This is a genomic window from Citrobacter sp. Marseille-Q3906, assembly GCF_916618775.1.
In the GTDB taxonomy this organism is placed as follows: Bacteria; Pseudomonadota; Gammaproteobacteria; order Enterobacterales; family Enterobacteriaceae; genus Citrobacter; species Citrobacter murliniae.
In genome coordinates, this window is the sequence record NZ_CAKAKA010000002.1 from 1,065,385 (window position 1) to 1,083,380 (window position 17,996).

Annotated in this window: 20 protein-coding genes, 1 tRNA gene and 2 pseudogenes; 19 read left to right on the forward strand and 4 right to left on the reverse strand. The window is 51.5% G+C overall.

Annotation, left to right across the window (positions count from 1 at the left end; translation table 11 throughout):
- Positions 1-69 precede the first annotated feature (69 nt).
- The 17 genes from LG384_RS09320 to LG384_RS09400 all read left to right on the forward strand — a co-directional run bounded on the left by LG384_RS09320 (position 70) and on the right by LG384_RS09400 (position 12,964).
- A complete protein-coding gene (locus LG384_RS09320; RefSeq protein WP_040230734.1) occupies positions 70-405 on the forward strand; it encodes a capsid cement protein in 336 nt (111 codons plus the stop codon).
- Entirely contained in the window at positions 405-761 is a 357-nt protein-coding gene (locus tag LG384_RS09325) for a head-tail joining protein (RefSeq protein ID WP_101743205.1), read from the forward strand. The genes LG384_RS09320 and LG384_RS09325 overlap by 1 nt, the downstream gene beginning before the upstream one ends.
- Position 762: 1 nt before the next feature.
- On the forward strand, positions 763-1,419 hold the full coding sequence (locus LG384_RS09330) for a hypothetical protein (protein WP_200013377.1): 657 nt from the start codon (positions 763-765) through the stop codon (positions 1,417-1,419).
- 11 nt (positions 1,420-1,430) lie between these two features.
- Entirely contained in the window at positions 1,431-1,985 is a 555-nt protein-coding gene (locus LG384_RS09335) for a hypothetical protein (protein WP_225760800.1), read from the forward strand.
- Positions 1,978-2,595 carry a phage baseplate assembly protein V gene (locus tag LG384_RS09340; protein WP_225760801.1) on the forward strand — a complete coding sequence of 206 codons (618 nt, stop codon included), beginning with the start codon at positions 1,978-1,980 and terminating at the stop codon, positions 2,593-2,595. The genes LG384_RS09335 and LG384_RS09340 overlap by 8 nt, the downstream gene beginning before the upstream one ends.
- A gap of 37 nt (positions 2,596-2,632) precedes the next feature.
- Positions 2,633-4,102, forward strand: a complete 1,470-nt coding sequence (locus LG384_RS09345) for a phage tail sheath C-terminal domain-containing protein (protein WP_225760802.1) — start codon at positions 2,633-2,635, stop codon at positions 4,100-4,102.
- Positions 4,099-4,605 carry a phage major tail tube protein gene (locus tag LG384_RS09350; protein WP_016150414.1) on the forward strand — a complete coding sequence of 169 codons (507 nt, stop codon included), beginning with the start codon at positions 4,099-4,101 and terminating at the stop codon, positions 4,603-4,605. Before LG384_RS09345 ends, LG384_RS09350 begins: the two co-directional genes overlap by 4 nt.
- A gap of 58 nt (positions 4,606-4,663) precedes the next feature.
- Positions 4,664-4,963, forward strand: coding sequence for a phage tail assembly protein (locus LG384_RS09355; RefSeq protein ID WP_032943852.1), 300 nt, complete (start codon positions 4,664-4,666; stop codon positions 4,961-4,963).
- A 102-nt stretch (positions 4,964-5,065) separates the two neighbouring features.
- Positions 5,066-6,991 (forward strand): hypothetical protein, encoded by a 1,926-nt coding sequence (locus LG384_RS09360; RefSeq protein ID WP_225760803.1) that lies wholly within the window; start codon positions 5,066-5,068, stop codon positions 6,989-6,991.
- On the forward strand, positions 6,988-7,458 hold the full coding sequence (locus LG384_RS09365; RefSeq protein WP_079813807.1) for a phage tail protein: 471 nt from the start codon (positions 6,988-6,990) through the stop codon (positions 7,456-7,458). The genes LG384_RS09360 and LG384_RS09365 overlap by 4 nt, the downstream gene beginning before the upstream one ends.
- Positions 7,433-7,648: a tail protein X gene (locus LG384_RS09370; protein WP_016150410.1), complete on the forward strand. Its 216-nt coding sequence runs from the start codon at positions 7,433-7,435 to the stop codon at positions 7,646-7,648. The genes LG384_RS09365 and LG384_RS09370 overlap by 26 nt, the downstream gene beginning before the upstream one ends.
- A gap of 1 nt (position 7,649) precedes the next feature.
- Positions 7,650-8,768, forward strand: a complete 1,119-nt coding sequence (locus LG384_RS09375) for a contractile injection system protein, VgrG/Pvc8 family (RefSeq protein ID WP_225760804.1) — start codon at positions 7,650-7,652, stop codon at positions 8,766-8,768.
- Positions 8,769-8,807: 39 nt separating this feature from the next.
- Positions 8,808-9,161 (forward strand): GPW/gp25 family protein, encoded by a 354-nt coding sequence (locus tag LG384_RS09380; protein ID WP_032943848.1) that lies wholly within the window; start codon positions 8,808-8,810, stop codon positions 9,159-9,161.
- Positions 9,145-10,065, forward strand: coding sequence for a baseplate J/gp47 family protein (locus tag LG384_RS09385; RefSeq protein WP_225760805.1), 921 nt, complete (start codon positions 9,145-9,147; stop codon positions 10,063-10,065). Before LG384_RS09380 ends, LG384_RS09385 begins: the two co-directional genes overlap by 17 nt.
- Positions 10,055-10,618 (forward strand): phage tail protein I, encoded by a 564-nt coding sequence (locus LG384_RS09390; protein WP_057101676.1) that lies wholly within the window; start codon positions 10,055-10,057, stop codon positions 10,616-10,618. The genes LG384_RS09385 and LG384_RS09390 overlap by 11 nt, the downstream gene beginning before the upstream one ends.
- Complete coding sequence (locus tag LG384_RS09395; RefSeq protein WP_225760806.1) at positions 10,611-12,380, forward strand: phage tail protein; 1,770 nt, start codon at positions 10,611-10,613, stop codon at positions 12,378-12,380. The genes LG384_RS09390 and LG384_RS09395 overlap by 8 nt, the downstream gene beginning before the upstream one ends.
- Positions 12,380-12,964 (forward strand): tail fiber assembly protein, encoded by a 585-nt coding sequence (locus LG384_RS09400; protein WP_225760807.1) that lies wholly within the window; start codon positions 12,380-12,382, stop codon positions 12,962-12,964. Before LG384_RS09395 ends, LG384_RS09400 begins: the two co-directional genes overlap by 1 nt.
- Before the next feature lie 64 nt (positions 12,965-13,028).
- On the opposite strand, the gene yibB is transcribed toward LG384_RS09400, so the two are convergent.
- Both yibB and LG384_RS23355 read right to left on the reverse strand, forming a co-directional pair.
- On the reverse strand, positions 13,029-13,886 hold the full coding sequence (yibB, locus tag LG384_RS09405) for a protein YibB (RefSeq protein ID WP_225760808.1): 858 nt from the start codon (positions 13,884-13,886) through the stop codon (positions 13,029-13,031).
- Between the two features lie 486 nt (positions 13,887-14,372).
- Positions 14,373-14,788 (reverse strand): annotated as a pseudogene (locus LG384_RS23355) (DinI family protein).
- Between the two features lie 30 nt (positions 14,789-14,818).
- On the opposite strand from LG384_RS23355, the pseudogene LG384_RS09420 reads away from it, so the two are divergent.
- A pseudogene (locus LG384_RS09420) lies at positions 14,819-15,324 on the forward strand (S24 family peptidase).
- 373 nt (positions 15,325-15,697) lie between these two features.
- Here LG384_RS09420 and LG384_RS09425 read toward each other — a convergent pair.
- Positions 15,698-15,779 (reverse strand) — tRNA-Pro (locus tag LG384_RS09425).
- A 145-nt stretch (positions 15,780-15,924) separates the two neighbouring features.
- The gene (locus LG384_RS09430) at positions 15,925-17,052 is read right to left on the reverse strand and encodes an MFS transporter (RefSeq protein ID WP_225760809.1); all 1,128 of its coding nucleotides are present in this window, start codon (positions 17,050-17,052) and stop codon (positions 15,925-15,927) included.
- A gap of 105 nt (positions 17,053-17,157) precedes the next feature.
- On the opposite strand from LG384_RS09430, the gene LG384_RS09435 reads away from it, so the two are divergent.
- The gene (locus LG384_RS09435; RefSeq protein ID WP_225760810.1) at positions 17,158-17,952 is read left to right on the forward strand and encodes a helix-turn-helix transcriptional regulator; all 795 of its coding nucleotides are present in this window, start codon (positions 17,158-17,160) and stop codon (positions 17,950-17,952) included.
- Positions 17,953-17,996 lie beyond the last annotated feature (44 nt).

The window sequence follows — 17,996 nt, forward strand, 5'->3', positions numbered from 1 at the left end:
CCGCCGCCTGGCGGTTTTTTTATCCCTGAAGGCGGCGCTGGTCGCCTTTTCCTTTTATGGAGAAAAAACATGGCGAATAACTATCAGCAGGACGGTACCACACTGGATTATCACAATGCGGGTGTTGATGCCGTTTCATCCGGTGCGCTGGTGGCGGTCGGCGGAATTGCCGGGGTGGCACACAGCGATATTCCTGCTGGCGAGTGGGGAACACTGCATATGGCCGGTGTTTTTGTGCTGCCTAAAGCGGCAGAAGAAATTGCGGCTGGCCAGAAACTGTATCTGGCTGGCGGCAAGCTGACGGTGGCAAAAGGCGATGATGCAACGCCAAACCCGGTTGTTGGTTCCGCCTGGGGAGCAGCTGAGGCGGATGATGCTGATGTTGCCGTCCGCCTGGGGTTCTGATGAGCCGGTTCCGGGAGCGTTTGGCTAAAGCAGATGCCCGGATTAACCGGGCGTTTGCCGAAGAAGTCCCTGCATGCCTGCAAACGGGTGAAGGCCCGCGTCTGGTGACCGTGATTTTTGAATCACCGGATGCGCTGTCGGGTGTACCGGGCGGCGGGGAAATTCAGAACCATTCCCCGGCGTTCAGTGCAATGACTGCGGATATTTCCGGTCTCGAAAAACATGACGGTGTCGTGATCAATACCATCCCTTACCGGGTGACACATATCGGCGCGGATGAAGAAGGGCGGACCCGCGTCATGCTGGCATATGGGGAACCCGGCAAAACACAGCCTCAGATCGATAAATGGAGCTGATATGGCGCGGGAGTCTCGACTGCGGCGGGATTTACCCGTCGATATTGATGTGGATGTTATCTGGCGAATTGCGGACAGTATCGGTGCGACGCAAAAACAGTTCCGTGCAGCATACTCGCGCGCGCTCAGGCGTACTGCCGCCACGCTGCGAAAGAAAGCGATGGCGGATCTGAAAGACGGGCTGGCCCCACGCAGTATGGATCTGGTCCGGCGCCGTCTGCTGTCTTTTCGTCTGGACAGGGGATCGCAACTGGATAACTTCCGGCTCTGGTTCGGGCTGAATGCCATTAAGGTGAAAGACCTTAAAGGACGAATCAACGGGCGGATGCGACCGCACCATACCCGGCGTGACCGCAACACGGGGCGTTTTATTAAAGCGCGGCGCCAGGCAGAAAACGCCGGATTTTCCCCGAAAGGTAATCTGTTGAGCGAACGGTCGTTTGAAAACGGGGAGGTGTCCCGTTCAAAACGGGATAATCGCCGGACGGTGGTTATTCGCGATCCCCTGACCCGCCGGACACGCGAAGCAGAAATGGATATCTACGAACCGATGCTGAACTACATCGAGGACAACGCATTTGCGGAAGCGATGGAGATTTTTATGCATCACTTTGAAACCGACATTCGCGGGCGCGTAAAAGCCCGTATTTCTGTCTGAGGTAACGAACGATGGCCGAGCCACTGTTGCTGGGGCGGTATCACGATGCTGTGACTGACGCATTAAAAAAAATCGGATGGGTGCGTGATGCCGGTGCGTATCCGGAACGAAATGTTCCCCGCTTTTCGGGGCTGACCACGCCCGCGGTGTATTTCTCGATTAACAGCTGGGAACAGGGCGGAGGTAATGAGGGGCAACTGAGCGTTAATTTAACCTGTGATCTCTTCGTGGTGGTGGATGCCGCCGGATCGGGTGTGAGTCAGCCTGAGATTTTTGTCAGAACCGCTGCGGCCGATATTACCCAATGGATTGACGGACAGCAGTTTGGTCTGGGCCATATTGAGCCTGCGGTATTCACCACGGCTGAACGTGATGAGTTTGATCCGCGAATGGATGATTATCTGGTCTGGCGTATTTCTTTCACCCAGGCGGCTGCATTTGGTACTGACCCCTTTGCAAACAATGGCATGCCTCTGCAGCAGGCCTGGCTGGGTGCTGCACCTGATACGGGCCGTAATCATGTGGATGACTATCAGCTTATCTGGGAGGCTCAGCCCGATGGGTGATATAGCAGGCGACCTGCAGCGCAGGCTGGCGAACCTTGTCCGGCGCGGCGTTATCCACTCCGTCAGGCACGATCGCATCCCAAAATGCCGGGTGGATTTGGGGGATATCATCACGACCTGGCTGCCGTTGTGCCAGGGGTTTTCCGGAACTAACCGCGCTGATTCAAATCCTTATGCCGTGGGGGATGCGGTTACGGTCCTGTCCGAAGCCGGAGATCTCAACAACGGGCGGGTGTTTCCCGGATGGAACACGGGAAAGCTGCCGGTGCCGGAAGGAAGTGACAGCGAGCACATTACCCGTTACAGCGACGGGACCGAGATCCGTTATGACAGGAACGCGCATGCCCTGACGATTACGCTGGCTGATGGTGGAACTTACAAAATTGTCGGTAAAGGCACGCTGGATGGTCCGGTTGAAATTACCGATACCCTGACAGTTCAGGGCAAAACCCAGATTAATGCTGACACGTCGGTTGCAGGGAATATCGGGGCGTCAAAGGAGATAACGGACAAATCCGGCAGCATGAGCAAGATACGTGAAGTCTTTAACAGCCACGATCACCGCGGCGACAGCGGCGGGCTCACCGATAAACCTAATCAGAAAATGTGACCTGCTGCGGCAGGTTTTTTATGCCTGGAGAAAAAACATGTCTCAGTTACATGGCGTTGAAACTATCGAACTCACCTCGGGTACGGTGGCGGTTACCACGATTCAGACCGCCATTATCGGCCTGGTGGGAACGGCACCTGATGCGTCTGGGGGAACAGCCGCATCGGGATCATCCGGTACACCCATTCTCGATAACGTTATCGACTTCACTGCAACCATTAAGGGGCGGGAAGGCAATGTCATCAATGTCGCTGCGCTGGCCGGACAGCCGGCAGCCGAAAATCCTGCTGCGGTTGTGACGTCAGCAAGCTGGGATCCTGAATCGCTGACACTGAAAATCACGCTGGGTTGTGATGAACACGGTGTTATCACGGCTAAACCCGGAGACGTTGCTGAGGCCGTCGGTGGTGTTGATGGCGCAAAAGTCAGTGCGAGCGGGCGCGGTGACGGGATTGTCCAGCCCTTCAGCCTGCAATTAGCGGGGGGTGAAGATGAACCCTTTCCACTCAATACGCCGGTGGCGGTCGTCGGCACCACGCTGTTATCCCGCCTGGGTGAAAAAGGGACGCTGAAACAGGCACTGACAGACATTAACGATCAGCGTAATGCGCTGACGGTGGTGGTGCGTGTGGCAGATGAAAACGATGTGGCAAAACGACGCGCTGTAGTACTGAAGGGGATCGGCACCCTGTCTTCAGCGAAATCTGTTACCACGTACCAGCCGCGTATTGTGATAGCGCCGGGATTCAGTGAGGACGATGCGGTTGGTAAGGGGCTGGAAACCGTGGCCGGGAAATTGCGCGCCGTTGCATATGTTGACTGCGCCTCCGGTGCGACGCTGCAGGAAGTGGTACAGCGTCGCCAGTCCTATGGCGCACGAACTGAACTGTTGCGCCCGCGGGTCCAGGCAAGCGATGCAGATGGCCAGCTTGTTTATCGGCCTTACTCTGCGTTTGCTGCCGGGTTACGCGCCCGCATCGACTTTGAAAAAGGCTGGTGGTGGAGCAAGTCGAACCAGGACATCAACAACATCCTCGGTGTTGAGCAGATCGATGAATTTATCCTCGGGGATGAGAACTGCGATGCAAACCTGCTCAACATGCAGAACGTGTCCACCATTATCCGCCGGGCGGGTTTTAAACACTGGGGGAACCGTCTGTGTGCAACCAATCCTCAGTGGCGTTTTGAATCTGTCCGCCGTACTGCTGATGTTATTGAGGACAGCATTCAGGAAACCATGCTGGAGTATGTTGACCGCCCACTGGACCGGGAAAATGCGGATGACATTATCGGCACCATCAATGCCTATATGCGGCAACTGGTCGGTCTTGGCGCCATATTCGGTGGGCGGGCCTGGCTGGATGAAGAACTGAACACCGCGGAAACCATGGCGTCGGGTGTCCTGTACATCAACTATGACTTTGGTCCGAAATCGCCGACTGAACTTATCAGCCTGCGCGTCCGGGTGAACAATAACTATGCGCTTGAGGAGATGCTTGCAGCATGAGCGATAAAAACACACTACGCGTCTGGACCTTCTTCCGGCAGGGGATCCGTATTCAGGGGGCGCATGAATTTACGCCGCCGTCTCTGGCTATTGTTAAAACGGATTTGCGTACCGGCGCACAGGATGCGCCCACCCCGGTTGATGACGGCATGGAAGCACTGACCTGTCAGGTTAAATTTTATGGGATAGATACGGATATGCTGGCCAGCTTCGGTTTTGTCAGCGGCAGCCGTTCACGCTTTACGGCTTATCAGGGCTATCTCGGTAACGGCACTGCGCGCGGTACGGTTGAGGAAATTGAGGGGTTTGTACAGACCGTCACGCCAGATGCGCGCAGTAAGGACACGCTTTCCGAAAATGCCGTGACGGTTGATATTGCTGTCAGCTACTACCGTCAGTCACTGGACGGGCGCGAACTGTTCGCCATCGACACAGAGCGTTTCGCCCGCCGGGTGAATGGCGTTGATGTGCTTTCTGGCCTGGCTGCCAAAGTGCGTCTCTGATTTTACTGTTATCCCACCACTGTAACGGCCTGCGGGCCGTTTTTTTATGGAGCATCCTATGAGCTTTCCTGGTGAAACCCGCGTTATAAAACTGTATTCCCCCGTATCACTTGATAATGGGGTCGTGATCGATGAAGTCACCATGCGTGAACCGCTGGTTCGCGATCGCATCACTCATGCCAAAGACCGCGGCAACGAAGAAGAGAAAGAAGCCCGCATGATTGCGCTGCTGTGCAATCTCAGTGAACAGGATCTCTGGCTGATGACGGCGGCAGATTACTCACAGCTGCTGGATGCCTTTAACGTTTTTATGCTCCCGCCCGCGAAGCGACCGAAGGCGGGCTCCTCCGGGCAATAAGATTTCTGGGGCGGCGACTGCATTTTCCGATGGCGGAATACCTCGATATGCCGTTCAGCACTTTCTCTGATTTTTTGACAGACGAACTGGAGACAATAAACCATGGGCGGAATAAGCCAGAACCTTAAGGCCGTCATTACCTTTGGCGGAAACCTGGATAATTCATGGAAACGATCTGCAGATGGTCTGCAAAAAAGCCTGAAAGATGTCGGAAAGCAGTCTGAACGACTGACAAAAGACCAGACCAGACTGGCAGCAGAAATCAAACGCGCCAAACTGGCCGGTGAAAGCCTGGGAGATTTGAAGCGCCGCTATACCGATGTTTCCAGGGAAATCCGCAAAACGGAGGCGGAGCAGCAGAAACTGAATGTACAGATGCAAAAAGCACAGCGCATTCAGGCGTTCAAGGGTGCCGGTAAAGGTCTGTTCCGGCGCGGTCTGGGGATTGCTGGCCAGGTGGGCGGGATGTTTGGATCCGGGCTGGCTATTGGCGGTGGCGGTGTAGTGGCTTCAGCACTTGGCACACTGATAGCGCCAGCCGCCACCAATGCTGAAACGGCAACCCGCACTAATGTCGCAAAAAGTTACGGCGTGGACGTGGCCACGTTTAATGCCTGGGATTCTCTGGCGAAGCAGTACGACATGAATGCGGAAAACATTGGCGATCTCTTTGAAGAGTATCTGCACAAATCCGGGGAGTATAAACAGAACGGTAAGCAGGGCTCGCTGCAGGATGCGTTTGAAACGCTCGGGTTCAAAGCGGGTGATTTTGCCGGGCTCAGCGATATGGCGCAGTTTGACAAAATTGTTGAACGGGCGCTCAGCCTTCAGGACGAGTCAAAAGCCTCCTTCGCACTGGATTCTCTTTTTGGCGGGGAAGCGAGCAAACTGCTGATGCTTATCAAGCAGTCTGGCCGGAGCTACCGCGACCTGATGGACGAACAGCGGCGCTACAACCTTGTGACCAAAGAGGGAGCAGATGGGGCGGTTGCGGGTAATCAGGCTATCAATAATCTCCGCACTGTTTTCTCTTCTGCGGTCGCAGAAATTTCCGGGCAACTGGGAAATGAACTGGCGCCAGATATCCGTAACCTGACGAATGATCTTGCCGACTGGTTCAAAGGTGGCGGGATCAAGCGCATTGTGACTTTCCTGCGAAATGGCCTTTATCCCGGCGTTCTGTCGTTCGGGCAGGGGGTGGTTTTTGTCGGCAAAATTATTTACGCGCTGGCTAAAAAACTGTCCTGGTTGCTTCCGGATGAACGAAATGACCAGCGCGATGTATTGAAAACGCTGGCTGGTAACGGAATGAATATGGCTCGCCTCAGAGCTGAGCAGACAGGCCAGGGAGAATGGTTTTCGCAGCAACTGGCAACTCATCCTGACTTGCCAGAAAAAGTAAAAGAGTCATGGAACGATACCCGTGGATGGTTCGGTCCTGACAGCGACGATGAGGCGTTTAACAAATCGCTTGATAAATACCTGTCACCGGAAGGCGGCGATTCGCTTTTAAACTGGAATGCGGCGCTACAGCAAAATAAGGACCATGTCGCGCAAACCGTTAAAGAGGAACCGGAAAGCAGTGCCGGAGCCTGGGATAATTACGCGCATGAGCCGGTAACATCTGCCAGCCAGTGGGAAAGAGAACCATCAGGGCTGACGTACAGCCAGGGGGAAGGAGAAAGCGCCCGCGCAGGGGAAAAGTATCCGAATGCTCCCCTTTTTCCCGCCGGGCAGCAGGACAGGAATGTTACTGCAACAGACAGTTCACCTGCTGAGCCGGTGATTCTGAAAGACGAGAGCACGGGCGGCTACTGGGAAAGTCTGCTTCAGAAAATGGATGTACTGGATAAGCAGCCGCCATCACGGCAGATAACCGATAACCGCAAATTTGAGTACCACTTCGAAATTAATGCCGCGCCGGGACAGGATGAGAAAGCCATTGCCGATGAAGTGACCACGGTGACGAAAAACAATTCTGCCTTTAATGGTGATAACAGCCTTCTGGATGGGGGACTTGTCTGGTGAGTGAAATTATCCCGATATTTGAAGATTCCGGCCAGCGCGGTGCAGGCGCATTACGGGGTGGGCAGGAAGCCCGTGTGATGATGATGCTGGGGAATTTCGCCTTTTCGATTGATACAGCAGCTTATCATCAGCTTACCCGTGAGGCCAACTGGCGCTGGAGTGAACAGGAACGCATCGGCAAACAGGACCTTCTTCAGTACACCGGAAAGCCCGGGCGTACCGTCAGGCTTGAAGGGCAGTCCCACGCCTTTTTCCGTAAAGGGGTGGATGGGGTGAATGATTTATTTGATCTTGCCGATCAGGCGAAACCCCAGCAGCTTGTCAGCGGAGAAGGCGATGTACTGGGGTGGTGGGTGGTGACCGACTTTTCAGACACGACGAGTAAGTTTTTACCGGGGGGCGGTCACCGAAACAAAAACTGGACGATGACGCTAAAACACTATGCCGACGATCTATCAAACCCGTGACGGAGATGTACTGGATGCAATTTGTGCCGTGCATTACGGTACTGAAAATCTTTCAGACTCAGTGACTCAGGTTCTTGAAGCCAATCAGGGGCTGGCGGATCAGGGGGCTATGTATCCTTCCGGCCTGTATATCACACTGCCGGATCTGGTGACGCCCGTAGCGGAATCGCCATTCAGTTTATGGGATTGATATGGCAGATCAGACAGCGATGCCGGAATATGCGCCGGCCTTCAGCATTCAGGCCGAAGGGAAAGATATAACCCGGGTGCTGCAACAATGCCTGAGTGAACTGACCCTGACGGATTATGGTGGGGCAACAGCGAAAGCCGATGAACTGAAAATCAGCCTCATCTCTGAAACGCTGGCGCTTCCCACTAAAGGTGCCCGGCTTCGGGTTGCTCTGGGATTCAATGACCAGCTGATCGATAAAGGCTGGTTTGTTGTCAGTGGTGTCTCCAGCAGCGGCCCGCCAAGGCGTATTGAGCTTTATGCGACCGCCGCGCCGATGAACGCCCAGAAACAACCCGGAGATGTGACAAGCCAGAAAACCCGGAGCTGGGATAACCTTCGCCTTGCCGATATTGTCAAAACAGTGGCCACCGATAACGGGCTGATCCCCCGCGTGGCCGACGCACTCAAAGATACTCATATCAATCACATCGATCAGGTGGCGGAATCCGATGCCAACCTGCTCGCAAGGCTTGCTCGTGACTACAACGCAGTGAGCAAACCATCAGGAGGCTACTGGCTTTTTTTACAGCAAGGGGCCACGGCAACGGCTTCAGGGAAACAGACTGGCGGGATCACCATCACACCGGATGAAGTATCAAACTGGTCCTACAGTGAAGGTGAGCGGGGGAGTTCGACAGGTAAAGCGACAGGGAGTGGAGGAAAAGCCAAAGAGAAAATCGGCGTGCGTTATTACGACGAGGAGGACGGCACGACAAAGACCTCCTCCGTTGAACATGATGGCCCGGCGATGACCAATCCCTATACCCAGTCGGAGAAAATCACCGCCGAGCAACAGGCAAACTCCAGGAAAACACAGGCGAAGCGTAACGAGCAGAAAATGACGCTCACGGGGCCATGTCGCCCTAAACATGTTCCGCTGACAGCAGAAGCAAGTGTGTCGACTTCCGGTTTTGGCTCCCGTGAGGATCGGGCCTGGGTGGTTGAGTCTCTGGTCTTTTCTCTGACGTCAGCAGGATTCAGCTACACCTACAACCTTGTCGTGGATATTCGTAAACCCGCAGCAGCTTCGAAAAAATCAGAAAAGCAGGACAAAAAAGGCCCGTCCTACTTCGGTTAACCCTCCCGCCATCCGGCGACTCAGCTACGGAATTTAATCATGAACGGTGTAAACAACCGGACCGGGAAACGCCTGTCCGGCGTCGCCCATTTGCGCCAGTCCGTCAGCGACATTCTGACCACTCCCATCGGGAGCCGGGTTCTTGTCCGTGACTATGGCAGTGATCTGTTTTCGCTGGTGGATAACCCACGGGATGATTTGACCCGACTACAAATAATCGCCGCATCTGCGACCGCACTGGCCCGGTGGGAGACGCGGCTGAAGGTAACACGTGTGCTTGTTTCCTTTCCTGAAGGGGAGTCCGGCTGTGTGCTGGATATCGAGGGGATCAACAAGGAAACCAATTTACCTGTCAGAACGGGAGACATAACGATTTATGGCAAGCAGCTATGACGTGATCAACCTGTCCGAACTGGACGTACCGGATGCCATTGTGGTGCCAGATGCGACTGAAATCTTCACCCGGTGGCTGGCGCGCCTGCGGGAACTTGATAAGCAGTTTGATGCGCTGGTGGAATCCGATCCGACGTTTAAACAGGGGGAGGTGAATGCCTACCAGCTGACGCTGGCTTTTCAGCGGGTTAATGATGCCGTGCGGGCGGTATTTCTCGCGAGTGCAAAAGAGGCAGACCTTGATCAGATAGGTGCCGCATTCAACGTTAAACGGCAGGTGATTAAGCCCGGTGATCCGCTTGCCATCCCGCCCGTGGAGCCTGAACTGGAAGACGATGCGGCATTTCGTGAACGTATCCAGCTTTCATGGGCGCAGCTGAATACAGCAGGGGCGCGTAACGCATACCGTTTTCATGCGAAATCTGCCGATACGGATGTGCTGGATGCAGATGCCTATGGGCCGGAAACCCATAACCGGCCCGGCTACGTTGATGTTTATGTCCTGTCACGTACCGGGGATGGGACAGCGGGACAGCCCCTGCTTGATAAGGTTAACAGCACACTGAATGCAGATGAAATCCGCCCGTTAACTGACTATGTGACGGTAAAAAGTGCCACGATTGCAAACTATGCCGTTACGGCGGAGCTGGAAATCCCGGAAGGACCGGACGCCAGTACGGTGCTGAATAATGCCATCGATGTTTTACGATCATACACCACGCTTTCTCATCGGATTAAAACCGTTGTCCCGCTGTCCGCTATTTATGCCGCGCTGCAGCAATCCGGCGTGGTCCGGGTAAGGCTGATTTCTCCGGTGGCAGATCTGGAAGCGGAAGCGGGTAAAGCCCCGTGGTGTACCGCCATTAATGTCACCCGCAGGGAGGTAAGCAGCAATGACGGCTAAGTTTCGATCTCTGCTTCCTCCTGGCGCATTTCATGAAGAGCGGGCGCAGGAGCAGGCCAGCGCTGAGCAAATCGCCACTCTCGATACCAACATGGTGCGCAAGTCCAAAAATCCTGACACCTGTCCGGCGCATCTTCTCCCCTGGCTGGCCTGGGAGCATGCCGTTGATTTCTGGGATGACGGCTGGACGGAGGCGCAGAAGCGACAGGTGATAAAAGATGCCGCATATGTGCATCAGCACAGGGGAACAGCCGGGGCGGTACGCCGTTCTCTCGGGTCTGTGAACCTGCCCACGACCGTGGTTGAGTGGTGGGAAGACACGCCGCGCGCTGAACCTTACACCTTCCGGATCGAAGTACAGAGCAGTGAGGGGGTCAGCGACGCTCTCTATCATCAGATCCGCCAGCTCACCGATCGGGCCAAGAACCTGCGCAGCTATCTGAGCAAAATTGATGTGATGGCGAATGTGGGTATGGACGGGGCTTTTTATATTTCGGGTGCGACAACAGCGCATATCGATGTGGACATTTTTGCCGGGGAATCTCATGGCTGATTACTACTCAATTATCACTAACCGGGGTAAAGAACTGGAGGCGGAGGCGCTGGCCAGTGGTCGCCTGATTGTACTGACTCACTTTGTGGTGGGTGACAGTAATGGCAAGCAGGTCAAGCCAGATCCGGCACAAATCCGGTTGATCAATGAAACGTACCGGGGCGATATTGCCGAGCTGGTGGTGTCCCCGGAACAGTCCACGCAGTTAATGGCGAAAATCGTCCTGTCGACCGGGATTGGCGGATTCACCGTTCGCGAAGTCGGTTTAATGACTGACGCCGGGGAGCTCTACGCGGTGGCAAACTGCCCATCGATCGATAAGCCTGTTGGCGGTGTCAGCGTTAATATGCAGTTTCGCCTGGCGGTATCAGACACCTCAAATATCACGCTGAATGTTGCAACAGGTGATGGCTTATTCCTGCGCATTGACCAGAACCTGAAAGAGATAAAAGCGCGTGGCGCGGAAGCACAAAAAACATCGCGTGAGTCGATTGGTGTCCTCGATGGCACTACACAACAAAGAGGGCTGGTTCAACTTAACAGCACTGTGAACAGCACCAGTGAAACGCAGGCTTCCACCCCGGCAGCAGTTAAGATCGCAATGGATAATGCGAATGCGCGACTGGCTAAAGACCGGAACGGCAGTGATATTCCTAATGTCGCATTATTTCTACAAAACCTTGGTTTAGTAGAAACCATAAATCGCGCTGCGGGATCGCTTCAAAAAGACCAGAACGGCGGGGATATACCTCAACCTGACTGGTTCGTTCGTAATATTGGTGGGGCGCGGGCATTTAGCGGCTCTGTAAGCATTGGCGGGGGCGGTGACTGGACGACGGCGGAGTTTATCGCCTGGCTTGAATCGCAGGGGGCATTTAATCATCCGTACTGGATGTGCAAAGGTTCCTGGTCTTATGGTGATAACAGAACTATCACTGATACGGGATGTGGGAATATTCAGTTAGCAGGGGCAGTAGTAGAGGTCATGGGGGTTCGGCTTGCGATGACTATTCGTGTCACCACACCGACATCCTCAACGACTGGCGTTGTAAATGCTCAGTTTACTTATGTTAATCATGGTGAGGGTTATCCAGCGATCTGGAGGCGTGATTTTAACACGGCAAATCCTCCTTATGAGTATTACCCTGTAGGAGCTCCCATTCCATGGCCTTCGGATATACCGCCTGCTAACCATGCGCTTATGCAGGGCCAATCGTTTGATAAATCTGCCTATCCATTACTTGCTGTGGCATATCCTGCGGGGGTTATTCCTGATATGCGTGGTCAGACGATAAAAGGCAACCCAACAGGTAGAGGGGTATTAACACAAGAACAGGATGGTATTAAGTGGCACGATCACGGTGCAACGATCGCAAGTACCGATCTCGGAAGCAGGGATACAACCGGGTTTGATTATGGCACCAAATCGGTATCAGTTTTTGACTACGGTACTAAATCAACAACCGGCGCGGGGGCTCACAATCACCCTATATCCGGTAGAACGCAGTTCGGTCAGGCAGGGGATGTCGTTGCAATGTCCAATACTGGCTCTGACAGAACAAACTGGGGAGCTGTTGGTGGCGTTGGCGACCATGCTCACGCCGTAGGAATTGGCGCACATGATCACGTGGTGGGTATTGGAGCGCATGCACACTCTGTTTACATTGGCGCGCACAGCCACGGTGTGACGGTTTCACCATCTGGTCAGGCTGAAAACACTGTAAAAAATACTGCATTTAATTATTTAGTGAGGCTTGCATAATGGCTTTTAAAATGACCGATACCAACCGCGTTATTACTATTTACAACCTTTCATCAGCAACAAATGAGTTTATTGGTAAGGGGGATGGGTTTATTCCGGCTAATACGGGCTTACCTGCATATAGTACCGATATAGCACCGCCAAAAGTGAAGGCGGGGTTCGTGGCTGTTTTCGATATTCAGACCAATAAATGGTCGCAAGTAGAAGACCACCGGGGAGAAACCGTTTATGACATCAGCACAGGTAGACCCACTGTTATTGAGACGCTGGGGTCCCTGCCTGATAATGTTGTATCAGTGGCTCCCGAAGGGGGATATGTTAAATGGGACGGCACACAATGGGTTCATGATGCAGAGGCGGAAAAAGCATTTTTTCAGGGACAGGCTGCGCAGGAAAAAGCAAACCTGTTGATGATTGCAACATCTGCTATTGCTCCTCTCCAGGATGCAGTTGATCTGGACATGGCGACGGAAGACGAATCGAAAGCACTTATTGCATGGAAAAAGTATCGTGTAATGCTTAACCGAATTAACCCCGAGGATGCTCAAAACATCATCTGGCCTGAATCTCCATTGCCCATATAACAGACTTAAGCAAAACAATGCCGGGGCTGATTAGAATCGGCATTGTTCATACCTCAATTAAAAATTATTTACCTATAAGAGAGACTTTTAATCTTCTTAATAAAGTAATTAAATCTTTCCTTCCGAATAGTTTAAACAGATTAAACCAGCGGTTTTTACCCAGGTAATTTAGTTTTATTAAATTAGGGTTGTAATGATAGCACATTATAAAAACACCCTGATCGTCATCAACTATATTATTTCTGAGTGTTTTTATTTGGCACTGACAAACCAGTTTGTAAAACTCTTTCCATTTCTTTTGTGTTGCTACAATAGCTCCACCAATAATATAGGAGCGATTGTTAATCATGTGGTCAAAAACCTGATGGATAGTTTTGACGGTCAAGCCTTTTTTAACTGTAAAGAAATTTACTTTGTTTCGGTCAAAAGGATAGTCCCATCGAGATAACCCTCTGGTTACGTCTGCACTACGACAGTAACCAAAGTCAACCCATGCAACCATATCATCATTCACAAGATTTAACTCTATAGCTCTGTTTACAAAATATGTTTTCAGATTGCAAACCAGTGCATAGTCAGGGGACCAGTATTCGGGGTTTATCAACTGGCGAGTTTCAAGTTTGCTTATGAACTCGTTATTTTTTTGAATCCGCGCAATTCTTTTTTTGATGTGTTGAAATTTTTTATTAATATCTAAAACCACTACAACAGTGTTTTTTCCATTTCTAATTTCTTCAATTTTGGGTTTAAGTTCACTGGATGTGAAAATGACCATGTCATTATCCAATTCAGACAGATTTTCAAAGTACTGAATATAGGTATCAGCTGTTCTCTCTAAGTGAGGAGAGAAACCTTTATTACTCGTCCAGTCTCCTCGTCCTATATCGAAAAATGCTGTAACAATGGTAATAGATGAGTTCATTTTTAAGCAATCCGTGTTTTATACCTATCCAATAACTACAAGAATGTTGAATACATATTTTTTTTGATATCAGTCACATGGGAACATTCTATCAGTATCAACATGAGGCGGGAAGCATCATGTGATATTTAAACTGATAAGCAACGGATATACAAAATAACTGGTTGTTGCAAAAAATTATTCAATGGCCAATGGTTTTTATTGGTATTATTTTTCTTGAAACTATTGCTTTATTCAAATATATGATAACCATAGGTTGCTGAATCATATAAAGCAGTATTCCTTTACCGATATTTGGAGTAATAACGGAAATCATTAAAGATGACCTAGCTGGCCAATTGATGGTGAACCGTAACGAGAGTTGCCGCAACCACACCGTATGCAAGAGCATGATTGCGGCCGACTGGCGAACGTTCGATAGTGCGAGTATTGAATGATTGCCAGTCACGGCGGATTGTACTTAAGCAATATGACGGTTCAAGGCGTTTAATCTGAAACCAGCCACATATCAGCCTCTTCAAACATTTCCTGAACAGTACGGCTTATCTGTTCCTTCTCATGCTTGCTGGCGTCAGTATTGATCGCCGGTAGTGTCATCATCGGTTTAACCCGAACATCAGCATCGGGGAAGATCCGGTGAACCCTCTTAGTCAATTCTCCCAGAATGATATCTTTTGCTCCGGGCAAACCATCAAAATTCCTTTTGTCATAAACGAGTTCCACGAACATTGCTTTTAGCCTCTTTACTGGATGAATATACAGTATTTATACTGTGTTTTTATCCGGTATTCAAGAGGGGTTAATTGATGCCACGACGCAGCGATATTGAAATGGCCTGGCATGCTTCGATACAGCAGGAACCTAATGGCCGGAAGACCGTCACCACACAGCGGTTTGTCCAGGAACTGAGCAAGGTTAACTGGAACTGGACGATGAAGCAGGCCAATGAATGGATCGAGTGGTATGTGACAACATTCCGCGATGTATCAACGCAGGAAGGCGAGAACCGTACCTTTCAGCTGTTCAATCCAAACGGAGGACTATAGCCATGGGCTTTCCTTCACCTGCGGCAGATTACGTTGAAACAAGGATCTCCCTTGATCAGCAGCTAATCAGCCAGCCCGCAGCGACTTATTTCATGCGGGCATCGCGTTCACATTTCAGGGAAGGGATAATTCAGGGGGCGCTACTGGTTGTTGATGCGTCACTTTCTCCCTGTGATGGCTCGCTGCTGATATGCGCGATAGACAGAGAATTCAGGATCAAGCGATATCGGACTCATCCTCAGCCCCACCTGGTTAATCTGGATAACGGGAGAAGGGAGGCACTGCCAGTAGATGATGACGGTTACAGTTCTGCACCCGCTATATTCGGAGTGATCACGTACATCATTAATGATGCCAGGAGCGCGGAGTTTGATGACTGCCCGGTGATGTAGATAAAAACATATCCATGGGGAAGGATAATTATGCTTGTTTGGTGGCTATTTAACCACTCATTACTTTGTTGGCATTTAAGTTAAAAATATTAGATATCAATCACAAAGATTTGATGACAACCATCTTTGTAATGACTATAAAGTTACCCACTCGCTAGGGATAAAGCGTATCCAATATGCATTGCTGTGTAATTACGGGGTCTGTTGATGTCACCAGACCCTGTCTTTTCATCATCGACTACACACAGCTGTTATCCTGCCAGGTGAATTCTAATTTGGGCGGGGTTTCTCCCCAGTAATTCCCCAAAGTTTCCCCGTGCAAAAGACAGGCATAAAAAAACCAGCCGTAAAGGCTGGTTCTTAAAGGAGTTTTTGGTCGGCACGAGAGGATTTGAACCTCCGACCCCCGACACCCCATGACGGCCAGTTACCGTCTTAAGGGCTGTTAAGTGCCAGAAGCGGACATTACTGGCTCAAGGAAGCAATAATTGCTAAAAGTAGTTCTTAGCTGACCGGACTGCAGTTGGCGTAAACCATTCAGTATTGCACCGGGAACCCATTCTCTAACAGGTTCCCGGGTCAATATTAAAGCCAGCAGGCTTAGTGGCGTGAAAGGCTGCAAAACCAGGCTATTACTGCACAAGCGGTCAGAACCAATCCCAGTTGTTGCACGATACCGGCAAGTCCCAACATCATTCCCAGCAACATATAGTAGACTAATCCAAACAACGCTCCGGCCGCTCCGGCCTGTTCACGGTATTGGCTCAGGGCCTGGCTGAGCACGTTTGGAATCGCGATGCCATAGGCAACCACAATCCCGGCCATCGGCAAAAGGATCCAGACAGAATGCTGTAATATCCATGCTGCGATACCGGATAACAGGGCCAGCAGGCAGGCATTCTTCACCAGTTTTTCTGGTGACAAACCGATAGACAACAGTTTCCGGTTCCAGAGGCTGCCCGACAGGGAAGCTAAAGCCAGTAAAATCCCCGTCCATCCGAAAGCACGGGGACTCCAGCCCAGTTGCCCGAAAAGAAACGGTGCCAGGCTGTAGTAACTGAAAAGCATCGTATTGAGCAGCGCAACAAGCATTGCATTTTTCCACAGCCTTCCATCACCCGCCATTCGGTAACCCAGCCCGCCAAAACGGGCACTGGAAGTATTTTCCGACCGCGTTTCAGGCAGCAGTAATGCGATCAGTGTCAGCAGCGCCAGGGCCAGTGTCACCAGCGCAACGAACACGCCTGGACGTCCGTCCAGGATAACCAGGCGACCTCCACTTACCAGACGGAAAGCCGGGCTTATGGCCAGCGCCGCTCCCGTTACGGAAAAGACACGGGGTAAGGCCGTTGATTCGTAACTATCCCGTATCATGGTCTGAACGCCAACGGACCCGGCAGCTGCCCCCATGGCCGCCACCATGCGAGCCAGGAGTAAAACACTAAAGTCTGGAGTTACAAGCGCCAGTGCGGAACCGGTCCCGTAGCACAGAAGTCCGGCCATCATCGCCGGTCGCCGACCAATACGGTCGCTTAGCCAGCCCCAGAGTGCAACGCCGACGGCAAACGCGACAAAATAGACTGAAAGTGTCTGCGCGGCACGTTCACTGCCTACCTGAAAAGCACGGGCGATGTCAGGCAATGCAGGGCTGTATATGGTTTCCACCAGTTGGGGAAACATAATCAGTATTGTCAGTAGCCACAACGGTGGCTGCTTATTGGTATTCATAACATTAATCCCTTAAATAAGCAGAACATGCGGCTATTATTGTGGAAATTTTCTTGTCACCTTATCATTATAAGGACTGTATATATTTAAAATCGGACATAAAAAATGAAGATAAGCCCTGAAGATTCTTTCGATCCGGATCAGTACGATGAACCGGTTATCGGAATCGCATCCGATATGGGGATACATGATTCAGGGATGCATAGCCATCTTCGTCATCAGTTACTTTTTTCGGCCGCGGGAAGTATCACAATTGAGCTGGATAATACCCTTTGCCTGCTCCCACCCCGGCGTGCTGCCTGGATTCCTGCCGGCACGGTTCATCGTGCCATTATGAATGGTTCAATGGCCTATCGTTCTCTTTACTTTTCAAATAGCTTACCGCTATCGGCATTTCCCCTGCAGATTGTAGAAGTTAATCCCCTGTTCTTTGAGGTGATCGAGCGGATGGCATTCTGGCAATGGGGAATGCCCGCAGAACGACAAAGCAGTCTAATCACTGTTTTCTGTGAAGAAATTAAAAATGCTCAACGTGAAAACTGGACGTTATGGTTTCCTTCAGATAGTCGACTTAATACCTGGCTGGACACGGTCCGCAAAGGCGAATTACCCCCACGGCTGGGCCAGTTAGTCCAGAAGGTCGGTGCATGTGAACGCACGATAAGCCGTATATTTATCCGGGAAACGGGAATGAGTTATCAGAGCTGGAGGCAACAGTGGAGGCTGCTGAAAGCGATGGAAATGTTGTGTGCCGGTTGGTCGCTAAGTCAGGTTGCACAGCAGCTTGATTTTGTCAGTGACAGTGCCTTTATTGTCTTCTTCCGCCAATATACGGGGACAACGCCGACCCGCTACCTCCGGAATTCAATTGCTGAACATCAGGACGTATCTTCGGTTTAACAGCCAGTACGAACCTATTTTAATCGAGCTGTCATTGCGTTCTT